The sequence below is a fragment of the Termitidicoccus mucosus genome, from assembly GCF_038725785.1.
Classification (GTDB): domain Bacteria; phylum Verrucomicrobiota; class Verrucomicrobiia; order Opitutales; family Opitutaceae; genus Termitidicoccus; species Termitidicoccus mucosus.
In genome coordinates this window covers 403,396-421,620 of record NZ_CP109796.1, presented here as the reverse complement: position 1 = coordinate 421,620, position 18,225 = coordinate 403,396, and the positions used below count along the sequence as shown (strand labels likewise).

General features: G+C 56.7%; 11 protein-coding genes and 1 pseudogene. 3 read left to right on the top strand and 9 right to left on the bottom strand.

Annotated features, from left to right (window positions below; genetic code table 11):
* Positions 1-327 precede the first annotated feature (327 nt).
* Complete coding sequence (locus OH491_RS01465; protein WP_084442010.1) at positions 328-1,542, bottom strand: metal ABC transporter substrate-binding protein; 1,215 nt, start codon at positions 1,540-1,542, stop codon at positions 328-330.
* Positions 1,543-1,663: 121 nt separating this feature from the next.
* Positions 1,664-2,267, bottom strand: a pseudogene (locus OH491_RS01460) (class I SAM-dependent methyltransferase).
* A 1,082-nt stretch (positions 2,268-3,349) separates the two neighbouring features.
* Here OH491_RS01460 and OH491_RS01455 point away from each other — a divergent pair.
* The 3 genes from OH491_RS01455 to OH491_RS01445 all read left to right on the top strand — a co-directional run bounded on the left by OH491_RS01455 (position 3,350) and on the right by OH491_RS01445 (position 7,677).
* Complete coding sequence (locus OH491_RS01455; protein ID WP_068769659.1) at positions 3,350-6,235, top strand: glycoside hydrolase family 2; 2,886 nt, start codon at positions 3,350-3,352, stop codon at positions 6,233-6,235.
* Between the two features lie 65 nt (positions 6,236-6,300).
* Entirely contained in the window at positions 6,301-6,966 is a 666-nt protein-coding gene (locus tag OH491_RS01450; protein WP_068769660.1) for a DUF1349 domain-containing protein, read from the top strand.
* Between the two features lie 36 nt (positions 6,967-7,002).
* Entirely contained in the window at positions 7,003-7,677 is a 675-nt protein-coding gene (locus OH491_RS01445) for a hypothetical protein (RefSeq protein WP_145928677.1), read from the top strand.
* A 33-nt stretch (positions 7,678-7,710) separates the two neighbouring features.
* Here the strand turns inward: OH491_RS01445 and OH491_RS01440 are convergent, their stop codons facing one another.
* The 7 genes from OH491_RS01440 to OH491_RS01410 all read right to left on the bottom strand — a co-directional run bounded on the left by OH491_RS01440 (position 7,711) and on the right by OH491_RS01410 (position 18,196).
* Positions 7,711-9,042 carry a DUF2264 domain-containing protein gene (locus OH491_RS01440; RefSeq protein WP_084442012.1) on the bottom strand — a complete coding sequence of 444 codons (1,332 nt, stop codon included), beginning with the start codon at positions 9,040-9,042 and terminating at the stop codon, positions 7,711-7,713.
* A gap of 17 nt (positions 9,043-9,059) precedes the next feature.
* Entirely contained in the window at positions 9,060-10,196 is a 1,137-nt protein-coding gene (locus OH491_RS01435; RefSeq protein ID WP_068769661.1) for a glycoside hydrolase family 88/105 protein, read from the bottom strand.
* Between the two features lie 8 nt (positions 10,197-10,204).
* The gene (locus OH491_RS01430; protein ID WP_342750837.1) at positions 10,205-11,101 is read right to left on the bottom strand and encodes an alpha/beta hydrolase; all 897 of its coding nucleotides are present in this window, start codon (positions 11,099-11,101) and stop codon (positions 10,205-10,207) included.
* Positions 11,102-11,197: 96 nt separating this feature from the next.
* Positions 11,198-12,544: a glycoside hydrolase family 28 protein gene (locus OH491_RS01425; protein WP_334319197.1), complete on the bottom strand. Its 1,347-nt coding sequence runs from the start codon at positions 12,542-12,544 to the stop codon at positions 11,198-11,200.
* Between the two features lie 40 nt (positions 12,545-12,584).
* Entirely contained in the window at positions 12,585-14,444 is a 1,860-nt protein-coding gene (locus OH491_RS01420) for an alpha-L-rhamnosidase C-terminal domain-containing protein (protein ID WP_068769663.1), read from the bottom strand.
* 11 nt (positions 14,445-14,455) lie between these two features.
* Positions 14,456-17,323, bottom strand: coding sequence for a glycoside hydrolase family 2 TIM barrel-domain containing protein (locus tag OH491_RS01415; protein ID WP_084442014.1), 2,868 nt, complete (start codon positions 17,321-17,323; stop codon positions 14,456-14,458).
* Between the two features lie 234 nt (positions 17,324-17,557).
* Positions 17,558-18,196: a response regulator transcription factor gene (locus OH491_RS01410; protein WP_068769665.1), complete on the bottom strand. Its 639-nt coding sequence runs from the start codon at positions 18,194-18,196 to the stop codon at positions 17,558-17,560.
* Positions 18,197-18,225 lie beyond the last annotated feature (29 nt).

Below are 18,225 nucleotides of genomic sequence, written 5' to 3'. Positions count from 1 at the left end.
CGCGAATCATGAGAAAATAGCAACGCCGGCCGCCTTGGCGGCTTTCGCGAGGCCAGTGCGTCCGTGTCATTGGCCGCCCGCTGGGCGGCTTCATCGTCAGTTACGATAGGCAAAGCCGCAACCAAGTGGAGCGCCTCCGTGATGTCCGCTTGCGATGCGCGCTTTTCGCCTTTTCATCATAATAAGACCATTGCCGGGAGGCTCGCGCATTCGCGGCGCATCTCGTCGCCGATATCGTCACTGTCGGCTCATGAGTCTTCCGCTGCACAACGCTCTTGGCGGAGCAGAAAAACCGGTCGCATCCGAAGACTGACGCATATCGCGTTTTTATTTCGATGTGTCGTCGGACGGAGAACGCAGGGATTCTACGATCGTGCGGACATTGTGGCGATACATCGCGCCGTAGGTCGCGGCATCGCTGTCGGCAGGTCCGAGGCCGTCCGCATAGAGGGCACCGCCGATACGCACTCCCGTTTCACGCGCAAGATTTTGGAGGAGACGGGAATTGGCGCTCTCTTCCGCGAAAATGGCGCGGATGTGTTCGCGCCGGATCAAGTTGACGAGTTCCGTCATGCGTCTGGCATCCGGTTCGCTTTCGGTGGAGAGGCCGCTGATAGAATGCACGGCAAGACCATAATCGTGGGCGAGATAACCAAAAGCATCGTGTGAGGACACAAAATGCCGAGACGACGCTGGCAACGTGGACATCTGGCTGGCCCCCCATTCCTTAAGCGCAGTCAGCCGCTGCTGATACAGCTTGGCGTTGCGCGAGAAATCCTCGCCCCACGCCGGCCGCTGTCGCGTGTATTCGGCGCGCACCAGACCGGTGGCGTGTATCATGTTATCGATGCTGTGCCACCAATGCGGATCCGGTTCCCGTTCGCCTTTCCCATTCGCATGGCCGCCATGATGATGACCATGCATGGCATTGGGGGTGGCATCATCATCGGCAGACATGCGGATAAACGGCAGCGCCTCACCAATCCTGACAATGTTCGTTTTCCCGGCGGTGGCGATTGCGACCCGGTCAAGATAGCTTTCGAGATTGAGGCCCGATGCGAACGCAATGTCCGCCTCCTCAAGCTTGCGCACATCCGCCGCGGACGGATCGAATCCGTGCGGATCAACGCCTGGCTGGACGAGTCCGATGACTTGAACCCGATCCCCGCCGACCTCACGAGCCACCTCGGTCAGCACCGTGCTTAGAGCCACTACATGCAGTGTGGAGTTTGTATCCTGCGTCGCCGATTCAGCGGCGACAAAGCACGACAAGAACAGCAGAAATAACAGATTGTGGACACGTTTCATAACACGGGGAAACACGCGAGCAAAGGAATCATTGGTAGTATTTTTCGCAGCGCCCCCTTCTTGGGCGGTTGAATAAAAACGCCGGGCGCTAGCAACTGCGGTGTGCGATGGCGAAAAATTTTGAGGGGGTGAATAGACGCCCTTGCTCCAGTGCGAGCCGTTTAACACATGCGTGAGACGATATCGGACGCGCACATGGCAAAATTGCAGGCTGTTATGAATGGTTGTGTGCATACCAGAACACCAGCCTAGCAAAGTCGTCAAGCGGGGTCGTCGAGAGAGAACGGAACAGTCCTCCCAACCTATACGTAGACCACATGGACTGATTTGGCGGCAAGCCCCTGCAAGATAGTGGCTACTTTTGGGGTTTGCGTCCCACGACCTGAACCACGGCCCGGCCGCGGTGGCCGGAGCCTTCCACCACGTCGCGTTCGATCTCCCGAGCGACGAGAAGGTTCAGACCAGCGAGCTCAGTGTGGAGATCGTCAAGCTGCATAAGCAGCACGAGGTCCTTCGGCCCACCGGTATTGAAGGCCAACTGGGCGGGCGTGTAGGCTTCCAGAATGAAAATGCCGCCCGGCTTCAGCCCATGCACGACTGCAGCGTGGAGGTTACGGCGCAACGGCCGATGGCAGGTGGGCAAAGACCGAGATAATGCCGGCCCATCTGCCCGGGGAGATCGGATAGGTGGCGAGATCGGCGACGACGATTTCCAGCGTCACACCGCGCGTTGCGGCGAGCCGTTGTGCCTTGTCCAGATCGACGGAGGATTGATCCACCGCGGTCACACGATGCCCGAGCGTGGCGAGATGGACAGCGTTACGTCCCTTGCCCTCGGCCAAGCAGAGTACCGGACCGTCTGGAATTAGCGACGCCATTGCGGCGAGAAAACCGTTGGGCTCCGTGCCGTAGAAATGCCCGGCGGCGGCGTAGCGTTCATTCCAGTAGTCAGCGTCCATGGTCGAAACGAATTGGACTTACGGATTTGCTGCCATACTGAAGCGGCGATGCAATTCCTTGCTGAGTGGATGGCGCGAACCGAGGAGCTTGAACCGCTTCCTGACAAATAGCTAAGTTGACGAATAATCGGTACTTAATTGATTGTTAATGGTTTAGAAAATGCAGATAAGAACATATGCGCGTTGAAAAGTGAAGCCAAAAACATGTTTTTGGGCAACTTAGCGCATAACCCACGCGCGGGATTGGAGAAAAGCGGGAAAACAGGAAAATGCTGTTTTAAGCTTTTCAAATTGGCTATGGTAGTGGACAAGCGACGGCAAAATGTTTGTGCAGCAACTACAGCAAGCGTAAGCTTGGCTGCGCAGCTCTTGCCCAAGCGGAGCAATCACGTAATCGACGTCGCGCTATTCACGGGCTGCCTGTTGCGCTCGTTCATTATTGTGAAAACACGTGATTAAATTTATATTGAGCTGCCAACAAAAATAGCAAAGATACTTTTCACTTTCACAATTTTCGTCTGAGTATTGGAAATCAGTTTATGGTTCGAGGTATCGACGTATTTCACGCCGTTCATGCTATCAAAATTACCCTAGCAAATGAATCACAAGTTCTGGTTAGTGCATAAGAGATTCATATCGCTCATATTTTAAAAACGAAAGCATGTATGCTTTTGATTTGTCGTTTTTGTTTAAAAGCCTGACATTTTTGCCTTCTTAAAAATCACCAGATTTGGTGATACCGCGCATGATGAATGTCTGTTATCATTTGTAACCAAATAATTGGGGCAAATTGCCAAATCAATCATACCTGTTTTCGCGAAAATTGGCGGATTTGTCAGTGTGCATTTTGTTTTCAAAGTTATCTTTAGTTGTAAATACCACCACCATGAAGAGTGCCTCCACTAATTCACTGTTCAGTTTAAAAATTTTGAGACAAATCTAGAAATCTTATGAATACGATACCGTCCCTGCTACCCAGTTTGCGCACCAAATTGAGTCTTCCCTTATTTGCCCTTACAGCAGCGTCAAGCATCGGAATTGCGACAGCTGCCATTGCGGCTCAGTCTCTGGATAGCCGGCGTTTGTCACTCGACGGACAGTGGCGGTTTGCTCTCGCGTCAAACGCGGAAGCCGCCGATGCGAAGTTTGGCAAGTTTTACGAGGCGTCATTCGACTCGTCGGCGTTTGCTCCCATCGCCGTTCCGTCAAATTGGACGACTGACGACCGCTTCGACGAACCACGCTATCGCCGTCCCAGCGAGGCCGATGGTTTTTATCTGCACAGCTTCGACGCTCCGGAAACGCTCAAAGACCGGCGCGTGCTGCTCCATTTTGACGGTGTGTGGGTTTCCGCGGAAGTCTGGCTCAATGGGAAAAATATCGGACGCCACGACAGCGGGTTCACGTCGTTCGCATTTGATATTTCGAAAAACATAAAACCGGGAAAAAAGAACCAGCTCGCCGTGCGCGTGCGCCAGCGCGTGCAGTCGCACCGCTTCGACACCAACGACGACTGGTCGCTGCCCGGCATTTACCGCAGCGTCTGGATCGAGGACACGCCGCGCGAACTGTTCATCGAAAGCGTCGGCGTGCGCACAGCGTTCGACTACGAGTATCGCAACGCCACCGTCGAGGTGCGCGCGATGATTTCCCGCAACGAAAAAGCATACATCTTCGCTCCATCGCCTCCGTTCGAACTCAGGGCCACGCTCACTCGCGACGGCAAAACCATCGCCACGCACACCTACACCGCCGCCACCATCACGAGCGGACACAACGGCCGCGATGTGCCGATCACACTCCGCGTCGATTCACCCGCCGCGTGGACCGCCGAGACGCCCAATCTCTACGATCTGCGCGTCGATTTGTATTATCACGACAAACACGTCCACACCTGGAGCGACCGCATCGGCATCCGTGACGTTTCGACCACCGGTGGCGTCCTCCGCGTCAACGGCCGGCCCGTGAAACTGCGCGGCGTCAATCGCCACGACGAGCACCCCGACGTCGGTCGCGCCACGCGCGCCGAGCACTGGCGTCAGGATCTGGAGCTCATGAAAGCCGCGAACATAAACACCGTCCGCTGCTCGCACTATCCGCCCGCCGAGGGCTTCATTCGCCTCTGCGACGAAATGGGCATGTATGTTCTCAGTGAAATTCCGCTCGGCTATGGCGGCAGCGATTTGAACAACCCCATTCTCGCCGAAGGCGTGTATCTGCGCCTCCACGAAACCGTCATGCGCGACCGCAACCGCCCTTCGATCATCGTTTGGAATTTTGGAAACGAAGGCGCGATTACCTCCATCCACCTTGCCGGACTGCGCATGCTCAAAGGGCTCGATCCCACACGTCCCGTGCTCAAGCCATTCCGCGCCGACACGCACCTGCCGCCCGAAATCGACATCCTCGCACCGCACTATTGGAGCGCCGCCGATTACGACCGCCTCGCCGCCGACTCGCGCCGCCCCATCATCACGACCGAATACTCGCACGCACTCGGCCCCGGCGAGTTCGACTTTGGCGAACTGGAGCAACGCTTCGACACGCTTACCGCGCATCCCACCGGCGCCGGCGGCTGTATCTGGATATGGGCCGACCAAGGCCTTCGCCGCCCCGTCAACGGCCGCCAAATCCTGCACCCCATGCGCGACAAAAAACACTACACTCCCTACGGCGCGGAACTCGTTGCGGAAAATATCATCGAGAACGGAGCCGCAATCATCGACGCGCACGGAAACGACGGCGCCGATGGCATCGTCAACGCCGACCGCACGCCGCAACGCGACTACTGGGAAACGAAAGCCGTTTACGCCCCCGTGCGGTTTCTCGCCGAACGCATCGCGTTCAACGCAAACCAACCCGTCCTCCGCATTCCCATTCGCAACGATCACGATTTCCTCGACCTCAACACCGTGACGTTTGCATGGACGCTCCACCGCGACGCCGAGCCAATCGAGAACGGCACCGCCACGCTTGCCGCGCCGCCTCACGTCACCGCGCAACTCGAAATCCCCGCCGCAAAAATCACCGACTTCGCGCAACATGTATATTACGCCGACATCGCCGTGCTCCGTGCCGACGGCAGCGAGATGACGCGCAAGAGCGTTCGCATCGGTTACGAATCCACCCCGCAACCCGCCGCGCCCGCCGTCGCAAACCCCGCCGCGCCCAAAATCGAAAAACGCGCCTCCGCTGTTTCCGTCGTCGCAGGCGAAGCGTGTTACGAATTCAACACGGCGACCGGCGAAATCTCCGCCATCAGTATCGCGGGCAAACGTGTAACCGACGGCGCGACGCTCCTAGTCTGGCGTCCCGTGGATTACGGGGAACGCAACCCGCTCGACAAACGCGAACGCCAATACGACTGGGACACGTTTATGCAAAACATCGCGCCCAGGCTCGTCTCCTGGAACATCGCCGAGAGTGCAAACGCCGGCGCCGTGCGCATCACCGCCACAGTCGAATACCGCGCTGACGACCGCAACATCGCCCGTGCAACCTACAACTACACCGTCACAAACACCGGCGTCCTCCGCATCGCGCTCGAAATTGAACCCAAGCTCGACGCGCTTTTCATTCCCGAGGCGGGTGTCGAGTTTTCACTCGGAAAAAACCTCAACCGCCTCACGTGGCTCGGCTACGGCCCGCTCAATTCGATTGCCGGAAAAACCGCCGCCACACGCTTCGGCTGGTGGAGCTACGCGACGGCCGACGCGCTCGCACGAGGCAACAAATGGAATCCAGATTGGATACGCGTGACCACCGCCGACGGAGCGAGCCTGCATGTTCGCGGCGCACAAGCCGCCCGTCTCGGCGGCGACGCGAACGGCGGCTACACGTTGCGCGTGCTCACGCATCAGAGCGGCGGGTGGACAAAACTCTTCCCGCCCGAACGCCCCGAATGGTATCTCGATTTGGAAAAGACAAAGAAGTTCTCCGGAGCGTTTGAAGTGGTGCCGGTGCGCTAAAAATACGATCGGCAGACTTGGCAGTCTGCGCTACGAGAATCATAACCTGTCTACACACCACGATCATGAAAACTCCCATTGCAAAATTACTTTTCGGTTCATCCATCGCGTTCGCGTTGTTGTTTGCGACCGCAAATGCCGCCCCCTTGAAAACCAAGGCGATTCCCTACGTGATGGAGGTGTTGAACAAACCCGTGGCGCTCACCGTCACCGACGAATTGATACAAATCTCCGCTAAGGGAAAAACGAATCTCTTCAACAATCCCAACGGCATCTACCGCGTGCAGGATGCGCCGATGGTCGTGTTTACGCCCAGGGGTGATTTCACGCTGCGCGCAAAGCTCACGGGCGATTTGAAAAGCATCTACGACGTTTGCGCGCTTGTCATTTATCAGGACGAAAATCTCTGGGCGAAATTCTGCTACGAAAACTCGGTCGAAAAAATCCCGACAATTGTTTCTGTCGTGACCCGCACACATTCCGATGACTGCAATTCGATGAGCGCGGGAGGGCACGCTTACATGGCGATGGTGAAGAAAGGGAACGAAATCACATTTCTCTATTCGCCCGACAATGTGACGTGGCAGCAGATACGCAGTTTCCACCTCGCGCTGACGCAGCCGCCCAAAGTCGGGTTTGCCTCACATGGTTCGCGAGGTGACGGTTTTACCGCCAAGTTCACTGAGATCAAATATTGGGACAAAGCGCTGGATAACATGAAAGACGAATAACTTCTGGACGTTTCAATACGTTTGACAGGAGCTTTTATGAACTGGGAAGTAACTCACAAAAATCCAAAGGTGGTAGCAGCATTTACTGCGTATAAAACTTTTGTTCTTGATATCGCCACTCATTACGCTGGATCGCGACTGATAGAACACCTAGACATTTCGTCTTTGGGTGATGAATCGCAATTAGCAATATCGGATAACTATCCCGAACCCGTTACAACGATTCGCACTATTGGCGAGCTGCGTAAATCTTTTGATAGCGGTGAATATAGCCAACTTTGTTTGCGCCAGGCGACGATACAGCTTTGCACCGCGTTCGAAGTTTTTTTTAATAGCATTTCTGAAATTTACGGAATTTCAGATAATAGTTTAGAGTTGGTGCAAGTCACCTATAAACGCATATCTACATCACCGATTAAGCTCGGAAATAAAACCATTAAGCAGATACGAAAACTTCACAAAGAGCTATCTTTTGAATCCGCTTTAAATTATGACGAAGTTTTAGCTAAAATTACATCAATTATTGAGACTCGAAATTGTATAGTTCATTCGGCTGGGATAGTGCCTGATGCCGGGAAATTAATCAGATTGAGTGCATATGCTATGCACCACAAAATCGGCGACCAACTGTTCATACCGAGTAACAGCCTCGACGACTTTCTGCATTACATGGGAATCCATATAATAGGGTTTGTTAAGAATCTCCCATGACAGGTAAACGTGCTATCTCTAAAATATCACGGATTACTTCGCCTGCCAGCGGTCGCCGGCGTCTCCGCGGATGGCGTGGTCTTCGGGCATGTCCACGCCACTCCATGCTTTTTCCCACGTGCTTGCCACATGCGCATCTGTCCAGAAGCGGTCGATGGGTGGCAGGCCGAGCGGAAGCAGCGGCAGGCTGGCCATGTAGAGGCTTCCGGTGGAAATATAATTTTCACCAAGCGCAGGCTGATGGCCGCCGAGACCAATTTGCAGCCAGCCGTTTTTATCAAATGTACCGGGAGCTTCCATTGTGCGACGAATCACAGATGTGAGCGCGGTGCGGGCTTGGGCGGGCGTGACTTTTTTCGGCAGTTGTTTGCGCAAGGCTGCGAACGCGAGTCCTTGGAATGCACCGCCGCGATAAACGAGCGAACGTCCCACCGGCGGAAACGAGCCGTCCGGTGCGACGAAGCGCTCCTGCGTTTCTGCGTAACGTGTAAGGCGGGTTTTGGCGTGGTCGCGCAGCTCTTTCCATTCGGGTGTTTCGTCGCCGACGATGTCGAGGATTTCGACAAGCATTGGCTGAATGACGAATGAATTATAATAATCCATATGAAACGACGCGCCGTCGCCATACCAACCGTCGCCCGCATACCATTCGCGCATCAATTTCAGGGCACTGGTCACGCGAGCGCCATCGTGCTTTTCACCGGCTCGGGCCAGAAACACTTCTATCATCGCTGCAAACAGGCACCAGTTATTGCGAGTGCTGGCCCCCACCACGCGGGTTGCCTTCATTCCGGCAATCACGTTTGTTTTCACACGCGCGTCGAGTTTTTCCCAGAGTTCGCGTGGCGTGCGCAACATCGCTTGCGCGAGAAACGCACAATCGACTTGAGGCTGGCGCACTTTCTTTTCGCAAAAGTTCATGAAATCGGGCGATTTCGAGTCGGTGCCCGCGTCAATCGCTTCGCGGGCAAGCACGGCAAGGCGGGCGCGTTGGCGACCTTCCGGCGTATCATCGGCGGGCAACTCCAACCAGGGCGCGATGCCGGCGAGCACGCGTCCGAGCGCTTCAAGATAGGTCACGTCCCTTTGCTTGGTGCCTGCAGGCTCGACGGGCATGGTTGCTTTAAGTTGTCGCTTCGAAAGCGCTTCGAGCACCGGCGTCGCAAGACGACTCGCAACATCGCACCAGTAGGGACGAATCGCGGCGACATCTGCCTTATCCCATGCCCAATACGGAGCGATGTCAGATGTGGCAGCTGTGGTGTTTTGCGCAGTAGCTTGCGCGCGCAAGCCCGTGGCTTTTGTCAGGCCGAGAGTGCCGCCTGCGAGTGCGAGTGTTTTGATAAAATTGCGACGTTGATTCATAATAAGGTGGGTTGCGGTTATTTGTTCCCGACAAGTTTATATACTTCAGAGCCAGCGAGCAGAAACGCACCTACGCCGTAGGGTTCGCTGTTGTTGTCGGCGTGTGCGGTCGGGCTGGAGCCGACTTGTTGCACACCGGTGATTTTGCCGTCCGCTTGCTGGCACGACATAAGCGCAGCCCAACCTTTTAATACAGCAGGTTTATAGGTCGCGGCATCCAGCAAGCCGTTGTTGATGCCCCAGGCGAGGCCGTAAACGAAGAAACCAGTGCCGCTGCTTTCCTTGTTCGGATATTTTTCCGGATCGAGCAGACTCGCGCGCCAAAAGCCGTCCGGTTGCTGGCAGGTGATGATTTTGGCGGACATCTCGCGGAATTGTTTTTCGAAACGTGGGCGGGCCGGATGGTCCTTTGGCAAATACTGCATCACGCGGGCGAGACCGGCGAGCACCCAGCCATTGCCGCGTGACCAGAAAATCTTTTTGCCGTTCGATTCGAGTCGCGGTGGGAAAAACGTGCTATCGCGAAAGAAAAGATGATCGTCTTTGTCGTAGAGAAAATCCGACGTGGCCTGCCACTCGGAGAGCATAAAATCGAGGTAGCGTTGGTCGCCGGTCGCTTTCCAAAGACGAATCCATGCGGGCGGCGCCATAAAGAGCGAATCGCACCAAGACCAACGATCACCATTGCCCCGGCGTTTTTTATCGAAGGCAAGTGTGTCGGCAGTTTTGGGGTTCTTTAGAATATAATCGAAACGTTCGCGCGTGGTTTTAATCCAGTCTGCGTGCTGCTTTGGGTTTTTGTCGCTCAGATAAAGTTCGAGATAGGCTTGGGCGACGCAGTGATCGTCGGCGTGATAGGTGCGGCGGCCGATTTTCCATTGGTTTGTTTCGCCGATTTTAATCAGGGCTTCGCGGAAGCGCGGGCTTGGCGATGTCTCGGCTGTCGCCATGAGTCCGGTATAGAATGCGCCGTTTATCCAGTCGGTTGGGGATTGCTTGGGTTTGATTTCGGCGGCGAGTTGCCAATCGGCGGCCTTTCCCATCGCTACGACGATTTCGGGTTGCATGGATTTTTGTGTCGATGCAGCGGAAGCTCCGATGCAGCAAGATGCGGATGCGAGAATGAGGGCGATAAATGAGGGCGTTTTTTCCATGGTGAGTTTTATCGTTTCAGCGTATCGATGAGGTAATCCTCAATCGTTGCATGTTTGATGTTGGCCGCGCCGGGATAGACGAGTTCGCACGAAACTCCGAGGGTGTTGAGCTTTTCCTGAAGTTTTACGCCGAAGTTAGCGGTGTGCGTGGGGTCGCGTGGGCTTTTGCCGAGCGCGGGGGCGTTGTCATAATAAAGATAGACTGGCGGATCGCCGGCGCTGGCGTATTCGTAGGGCGAATATTCTTTTATCCACGGGAGAATTTCGGCGCGGTGCTCGAGAAACTCGGTGAAACGCGTGTCTCGCGTTTTGAGATCATTCGGATCCATGAAGCCGAAGGCGTGGCCGCCGTAGCGGCTGTTAGGCGTCCACTCTTTCATTTGCTGTGGGTCGAGTGTTGTTTGGGCAATGTTCACTGCGGCGCACGTCAGGCATGTGGATTCGCGGGCGACGGGGTCGGTGCTTTTGGGAGCGGCCATGTCGTCGTGAAACGCAAGCCAAAGGCTTGAGCACGCACCGGCGGATTTACCGGATGCGGCGATGCGTTGTTTGTCGATGTTCCATTCGACGGCTTTTGAGCGCACGAATTGCACGGCGCGAGCGGCATCGCGGAGCGGCCACTCGACGGGCGGTTTTACGCCGGCGAGCTGCGCCTGCCAGGAAAAGCGATAGTTGATCGAGACGACAGAGATGCCTGCATCGAGATATTTTTGGACATAAGGCACTGCCTTTTTGTCGCCACGAACCCAACCGCCGCCGTGAATGTAGATGAGCACGGGTGTGGGTTTGTCGGACGGTGCTTTCCAGAAATCCAGCACCTGGCGCTCATGTTCGCCGTAGGAGACTTTGGCAAATGTTGCAGGCTGATTCGGTGGCGGTTTGGGTTTGTCTGATTGCGCACGCATTGCGACGGCGCCGAAGGTCATGGCAAGGGCGAGAGATAAGTGCAGAGGTGTTTTCATCGGGTGGCTGGGAGGGTTTTTGCGCCGCAGGATTTAAGGCTACTTTGAGGTGGATTTTTGATTGGGGGCGGGCGCGGCGTAGGGTTTGCCATTCACGGCCACGTTTTTCATCGTGAGATTGGTCACGTTGTTGACTTTGAGATTCTCGTTCTCGAGCCGCACGTCCACGTTTTCGACATGGATGTCGCTGATCTGCGAACTCGCGTCAGCGGTGATCGCGCCGAAGGACTTGGTATAACCGGTCACGTTGGTGAGGGATACGTTTCTGACCATGGATGTCAGGGGCGGCTCGCCTTCCTTCAACTTGAGGTATTGGCGCCAGGGTCTGATGTCGAAAATTTCCCCGCGAAAACTGCCCGACTCAGCCGCAAGGGTGACGTTGCGAACGTGGATGTCCTCATAGAGTTGCTGCGTGTCGGGGCGCAGTTTCATGCGGAGCAGCGGGATTTTGCCGGTAACGCGGCAGTTTTCCAAGATCACGTCGCGCACGACCGTGGCATCGCTGCCGCAGGTGATGACTCCATGCCCGGCCGCGAATTCACAATCGCTGATGCGGATGTTCTCAACCGGCGGGCTATCCTTGTCCAAGTGCGCGAGCGGCCCGTTCGAGCCTTTCATCGCGATGCAGTCGTCCTTCACCGAATAATAACAGCCGCGGATTATCACGCGCTGGCAACTGTCGAGGTTGGTGCCGTCCGTGCTCGCGCTTTGCTGGATGCGCTTTCCGTTTATGGTTTCCTTGCGGTAGGGGGCCACGAAGCTGCTGTTTTCGATCAGGACGTCGGTGCAGCGGTAGAGGTGGAGCGTCCAGAAGCCAGAGTCCTTGAATTTCACACCGCTGATATGCACGTTTTTGGAGTCGCGAATAAAGGTCAGGCGCGGTCGCTTGACATCGAGGTTCTTGGTTGATTTGTCGGCCTTCAACGTGCTCCAGAATTTGACGTAAAACGTTTGGCCATTCCCGTCGATCGTGCCCGGACCGGTGATCTGAAGCCCGTCACAGCCGTCCGCATTCACCAAGGCGGGAATCCAGTCAAGGAACCAGCCTTCCATCCGTGTCGGCATTGTTGGGTAGTCGGCGATGTTCGTGGAGCCTTTCAACACGGCGCCTTCCTCCAGCTTCAGGTTCACCTTGGATTTCAGGAAAATCGCGCCGGTTATGAACTCGCCCTTCGGCACGATGATGGTGCCCCCGCCGCAAGCTGCAAGCTTGTCGATCGCAGCCTGGATCGCCTTGGTGTTTAGTGTTTTCCCGTCGCCGATTGCGCCGGTTTCCGTGATGGGAAGATCGATTGGTTTCGCGAAGCACGGCAGGGTAAGCGCGACGAGCGCGAGTGCGAGTGCGGGGATGATTGGGATTTTTTTCACCGCCTTAAAGGGGGACATGATTTTCATCGTTGTTCGGTTTCTTTGTGTGGCGGTCTGTTTATTTTGTAGCAGCAAGCGTGATACTGAATTCGTGGCGGCCGGCGGCGATGTGCTCGGCCACCGGTTTTTTGTTCTCAACCTTCGCGGTGAATGGCGCGCCGTTGAGTTGAATCACGGCAACGCTGTCCGCCGGTGCGGGCAGCTCCACGCGTGCAGTCACGCCTTGCGGCACCGTGACGATCAGGGTCGCGCGGTTGCCGTCGGTTTTCCACGACACTTCTGCGGGGCCTTGTGGCGTGGGGACTTTGCCGCGCATCCATTGGAGCGAGGCCGGTTGCGGGGCGATGAGGAGTCGCGCGCCGCCGGGCTGAAGCGGACGCACACCAAGAACGTAACGTGTGATGATGTTGGCCGGCGCCCCACCCCATGCGTGATTCCAGGTCAGGTTCTTCTTAAATTCAACGTCCCACGCCTCGAGCGTCATGGTCGAGCCGAGCTTGATCATGTGCCACCAACTGCGTTTTGTCTTGGCCGTCATGAGTGCAAGGCCGGCGTCGGCTTCGTTGTTTTTATAAAGCGCCTCAAGCAAGTATTGTGAACCATAGACGCTGCACGCCATGCCGCGCGATTTTACAAAACTGACGACGGAGGCGAGCCGCTCCTCGGGCACCAGGCCAAGAGCGAGGGGAAACATATTCGCGTGCAACGAGGCGTGCGCAGAGCCCTGACTGTCGATGTAAACGCCACGCTTCTTGTCAAAAAACAGGTCGTTGAAAACGCGCCGCACTTGATCAGCACGCGCGCCCAGCTGTTTGGCTTCGCCTTCACGTCCGGTGGCCCGCGCGAGACGTTCCATGGAGCGCAGGGACTCATAATAAAAGGCATTGGCGACAGAGGTTATTTTTTTGTCCACCTTGACGCCCTCGGCGTCCACGCTGTTAAAACCGTCGCGCTCGCCCGGCGGCCAGTCAACGATGGCAGTCGCGCGCAACAATCCGTCCGCGCGCGTTTTGTCCATGAGTGTTTTTTTCAAGAGCGCGTCGAAATGTGTCACGGCGAGCACCGGGTCGCCCGTCGCCTCGTAATCGGCATAGGCGATCATGGGCATTTGGAGGCTCCACTCAGTCGGCCAGGTTGGATGCTCGAGCAGGTGCTCGACGGTCGCGCGGGTGGCGCGCGGGTCGAGGTCGCACGCGTAGTGCGAGAGCATGTTTATATACGCGTCGCCCTCGTAGGGGATGCGCTCGCGCTCGCCGTCAATATACAGGCCGAAGGCGGTGGTGGCCTTCATCGTGTATTTGCACAAATCCCAAACGGCATTGAGCACCTCGTCGGGAGATTCAAACGCGGAGGCGTTGTCGTCAAAGGGCATGTGGACGAAGTCCTGCCTCAATGTGATTTTTCCGGGCGCGAGGGCGGACGAGTCACCCGAGATCTCCACATACCGGAACGGCGTGATGTAGCCGAACGATTCGGGTAATTTGACGGGGTTCTCGCGGAGGTGAAATGGCTTTTGCGGAACCGCGACTGTGTAGGATCGCGTGTCCGGCCGCGTGCGCAGCGTGGCCTCGCGATAATTCACGCTGCCGGGCGGCTTGCGATCAATCGCGCCATTGTCGCCGAGCTTTTCGCCGAGGCGCACGGTGAACTCGCCGTCGGGCGGCGCGACGGCGAACTCGATTTGCAGGTTCGCAAACGCCGCCTTGTCGAAATCGGCAAAGACAACGCCGTTGCGCTGTTCAACGCGCGCGGGCGTGACCGGCGTGATTTGCAGGACGTCAAGCGCCGCCTGCCGGAACGGCCTTACCTGCGAGCCAGTCGCCGTCGGCGATGAAAGCGAGGGCGCGTCAGCGCTGACGGCCGATGTTTGGAGTGATGCGAACGCAAAAGCGATGAGGAGGGCGGTGCGGGCTGTCATGTGTATGTGAATTATTCGTTTTCTTTGAGTTCGATTTTCAGGAAGCCGACGAACGGCTCGCCGGAGCCGGTTGCCAGTTGTGGGACGGAGTCGTCCGGCTTGCGGCCTTTCTCGGGGCGGCCGAGCACGCCGGACAAAATGCGCAGCGTGTCCGGCGCGGAGGCGTCATGTTCGAAGTATCCAACATTCAAAATACGGAAGCCGCCCCCAGCGCCGGTTCGTTCGAGCCAGCGCATAGCTTTTGTGCCGGCGATGTCCGCACTTCCCGCCGCGCCGGCCCACACACCGAGGATCGGCGCAGAGCGTTTGTTGGGATACGCATTGCCGGGGCCGAGGCCCAGCCAGCGGATGGCGCTGAATTCCGGAGCAGATTGCACGGTCATGCCGACAATGGGAACGCAGGGCACCGTGACTTCGGGCAGGATTTCGTACCGGGCATCGAGACTGCCGTCGGTTCCGATTTCATAACGGTAGGTCGTGGTGAAACGGTTTTTCTCGTCGATGGCGTAATCCACCGTTGCGTGAATCGCAACGCGTCCGTTTTCCTCGGTGACGTTCCATGTCGTCGCAGAGGGCGTGTAACGGTTGAGGTCGCTCGCCTCGCGAGCGGCGCGGCGTCCGACAACGCTGACTTCGCTGTCGTCGAGTTTTCGCCAGATAACCGGGCTCAAATCGGTGATGAGTGTTTTGTCGCGCAGCGCGGCGGAAACGAGGTGCCCGGTTTTCGGGTCGAAAACGTAGCGCGCTCCGCCGACGGTGACGGCAACGTTTTCGCCTTGCGACACGGTCAGTTTCAACGGCGTGGAAATACGCGGCGAGGATTTCGCGAGGGGGACGAGCTCGACGGCCTTGCGCGTGATTTCAGCACCGGCGGCGTCGGTGAAAATGAACCATGCGTAATAGGTTTTTCCGGCACGAATTGTTTTCAGCTTTTCCAAGGGCAGTTTGAACGCGGACACCGAGTGCGGCTGGCCACTGATCGATCCGGAGCCAGAAGCGAGTTCGTTTTCATCCTCGTGGATCGACCACGCGATTTTAACCGCGTCGAGGTCGGTGAAATCGAAATCGTTTTGAATGGGAATACGCGCGGAGGCGTCGCCGGGCGTGAAAGTGATTTTGTCCGTCGCAGGATAAACCTGTGCGTAAACGGCCTTGGTTTCCAAGTAATCGCGCGTCGGATTGCGGTAGGCGTCAACGATGCCGTCCCAGCCGGCGGAGTCGATGCGCAGGTATTCGTCGCCGCCGCTGCGGTCGTCGGATTTTGCCTTGGGTTTTTGCACCGGGGTTTTAATTCCCTGATCGGCCCAGAGCCAGATCGCGCCGCCTGCGCCGGAGGGGTGTTTTGTCAATTCCCTCCAGCGCGCCTCGAGGCCGCCGAAGCCGTCGGTGCCGTAGGCATGCGTGTATTCCGTGGTGATGATCGGGCGGTTGGAGCGGCCGGCGAGACGGTCGTATTCCCGCGGGTGCCAGTAGTGCGGAGCGAGCATGTCGATTTCCGGCGGAAGCCATTCCTCCCAGCGCCATGGCAGCAGGATGGGGCGCGTGGGATCAAGCGCTTTGACGAGTTTCACCGAAGCCATGTGGATTGAGGTTAGCGGGTCCTCGTTGCCGATTGACCAGTAAACGATCGACGGGCTGTTGATGTCGCGAACGACGGTTTCGTGCGAGCGTTGCAGCGCGGCGGCGGAAAACGACGGATCATACATGAGGTCGCCGGCGCCACCGATCGAGACCTCGTTTCCGACATACATTCCCAATTCGTCGCACAACTCGATGAAGCCCCGCGCGGGCGTGTAGTGCGCGAGGCGGACGAAGTTTATGTTTGCCGCCTTCATGAGCGTGATGTCCTGCAGCCAGTGCTCGCGCGTCGTCGCGCGGCCGACATCGGGATGCTCGTCGTGGCGGTTCACTCCGCGAAGTTTCACAGCCTGCCCGTTGATTCGGAAAACGCCGCCGTCGGTCGAAATCTGCCGGAAGCCGACGCGTTCGGTGCGTGTGTGCGCGACCTCACCCTTTTCCAAAAGATCGACGCGCAAGTTGTAGAGATAAGGGGTTTCGGCGTTCCAGTGGCGCGGGGATTGCACGCGCAGGGTCAGGCGCAGCTCGCGATCCGTGGACGTATGCGCGGGGACGGTCAACTGTTGGCGCGCAACCTCAATACCTTCGTTTGTAGAAAGCGTGACGCGCAAATCGTAAAGCTCACCGGGACTCGGATAGTTGCCCGGCAGTGTGTTCTTATGCCTGTCGCCCACCATCGCGCGCACTCGCAGGTCGGCGTCGCGAAACAGATCGTCGAACACGGTTTGGGTGACCACGCTGTCGATCCAGCGTTTTTGCGGCATCGCCTCGAGCGAGACGTCGCGGTAAATGCCGCCGAGCGTCCAGTCGTCGTAAACGTCGAACTTATATTCGCGCGTCACCTGGCGCACACGGACGGCGAGACGGTTGGTTTCACCCGCCTTGAATTTGTCGGTGATGTCGAAGGCAAAACTAGTGTAGCCGCTGTCGTGGCGGCCGAGGCGGGTTCCATTGAGCCAGACTTCAGCAGAGGACCAGACGCCGCCGAAATGCAGCAGCACGCGCCTGTTCTTCCAGTTTTCTGGCGGAGTAAAGTCATGCAGGTAAAACCCTTCACTTGCCTTGTTGTCCTTGAAGCCGCGATAGACCGGTTCTTCATATCCGAGCACAGTCCAATTCGAGGGGACGGGAGAGGGTTTGAAATTTTGGCTGTGAAAGTCCGGCTGATAAAAATCGGCTAAGGCGGCCGTATCCATGTCGGTCGGCGCCAGGGCGAATTGCCATATGCCGTTTAGTGAGATGGTAGTGTCGGAGGCGAGGGCGGATGTTTGTGCGCACATTGAGGTGGCGGCGAAGGTCATGACAAAGGCGAGGGATAATGGCAGAGATGTTTTCATCGGGAGAGGTTTTGCGCCGCAGGGATTGGAGTCATCCGACTGCTATCCAAGAATAACAGAATCTCCGGCTATTTCCCATCACCAGATATGGTGGTTTTCAGAAGCTGGATGGACAACCTCTGTGTCGTCCAGTTTAGATGGCAAGCGTCTCTTGTTATTCTCGGATGGGACAGATTCATCCCTCCATTCCATATCGTTTTATTTTTTGTCTAAAAATTTCAGTATCGCCTCGGCGCGGGAGTGGACGTGAAGTTTTTCGTAGATTTTCCGCAAGTGCGTGTTCACCGTGTCGATGCTGATGAAGCGTTGCGAAGCGATTTCTTTTGTCGGATGGCCCTTCGCGAGCAGTTGCAGGATGTCCATTTCGCGCGGCGTCAGTTTGGACATGCCCGGGTTTGCCTGAGCGGGTTGCTCTTTTTTTTGGAACGATTGAATCACTTTTCGCGCGATGGCGGCGGTCATCGGCACTTCTCCCTTCATCAGATTGCGTATTGAGGTGACGATTACGGTGGAGCTTGAGCGCTTGAGGAGATAACCGCTGGCACCGGCTTCGAGTGCTTGATAGATGTCCTCCGTGTTTTCGTAGATAGTGAATATCATCACTTCTGTGCGCGGTATGAGGCGCTTGAGTTGGGCGGTGGCTTGAATGCCGGAGCCATCGGGGAGGTTGATGTCCATGATGACGACGTCGGGTGCGGCGGCGGGGATGCGTTCCAGCGCGCTGCGCACGTTGCGGCACACACACGATAATTTGAAGTCGAGTGTCTCGGCGATGAGTTTTGAGATTTCGTCCGCGATATCGGCGTCGTCTTCAACAATTGCGATGGTGATAGGCATGGGGTGAAGGGATACTTAAGATTTAAGGA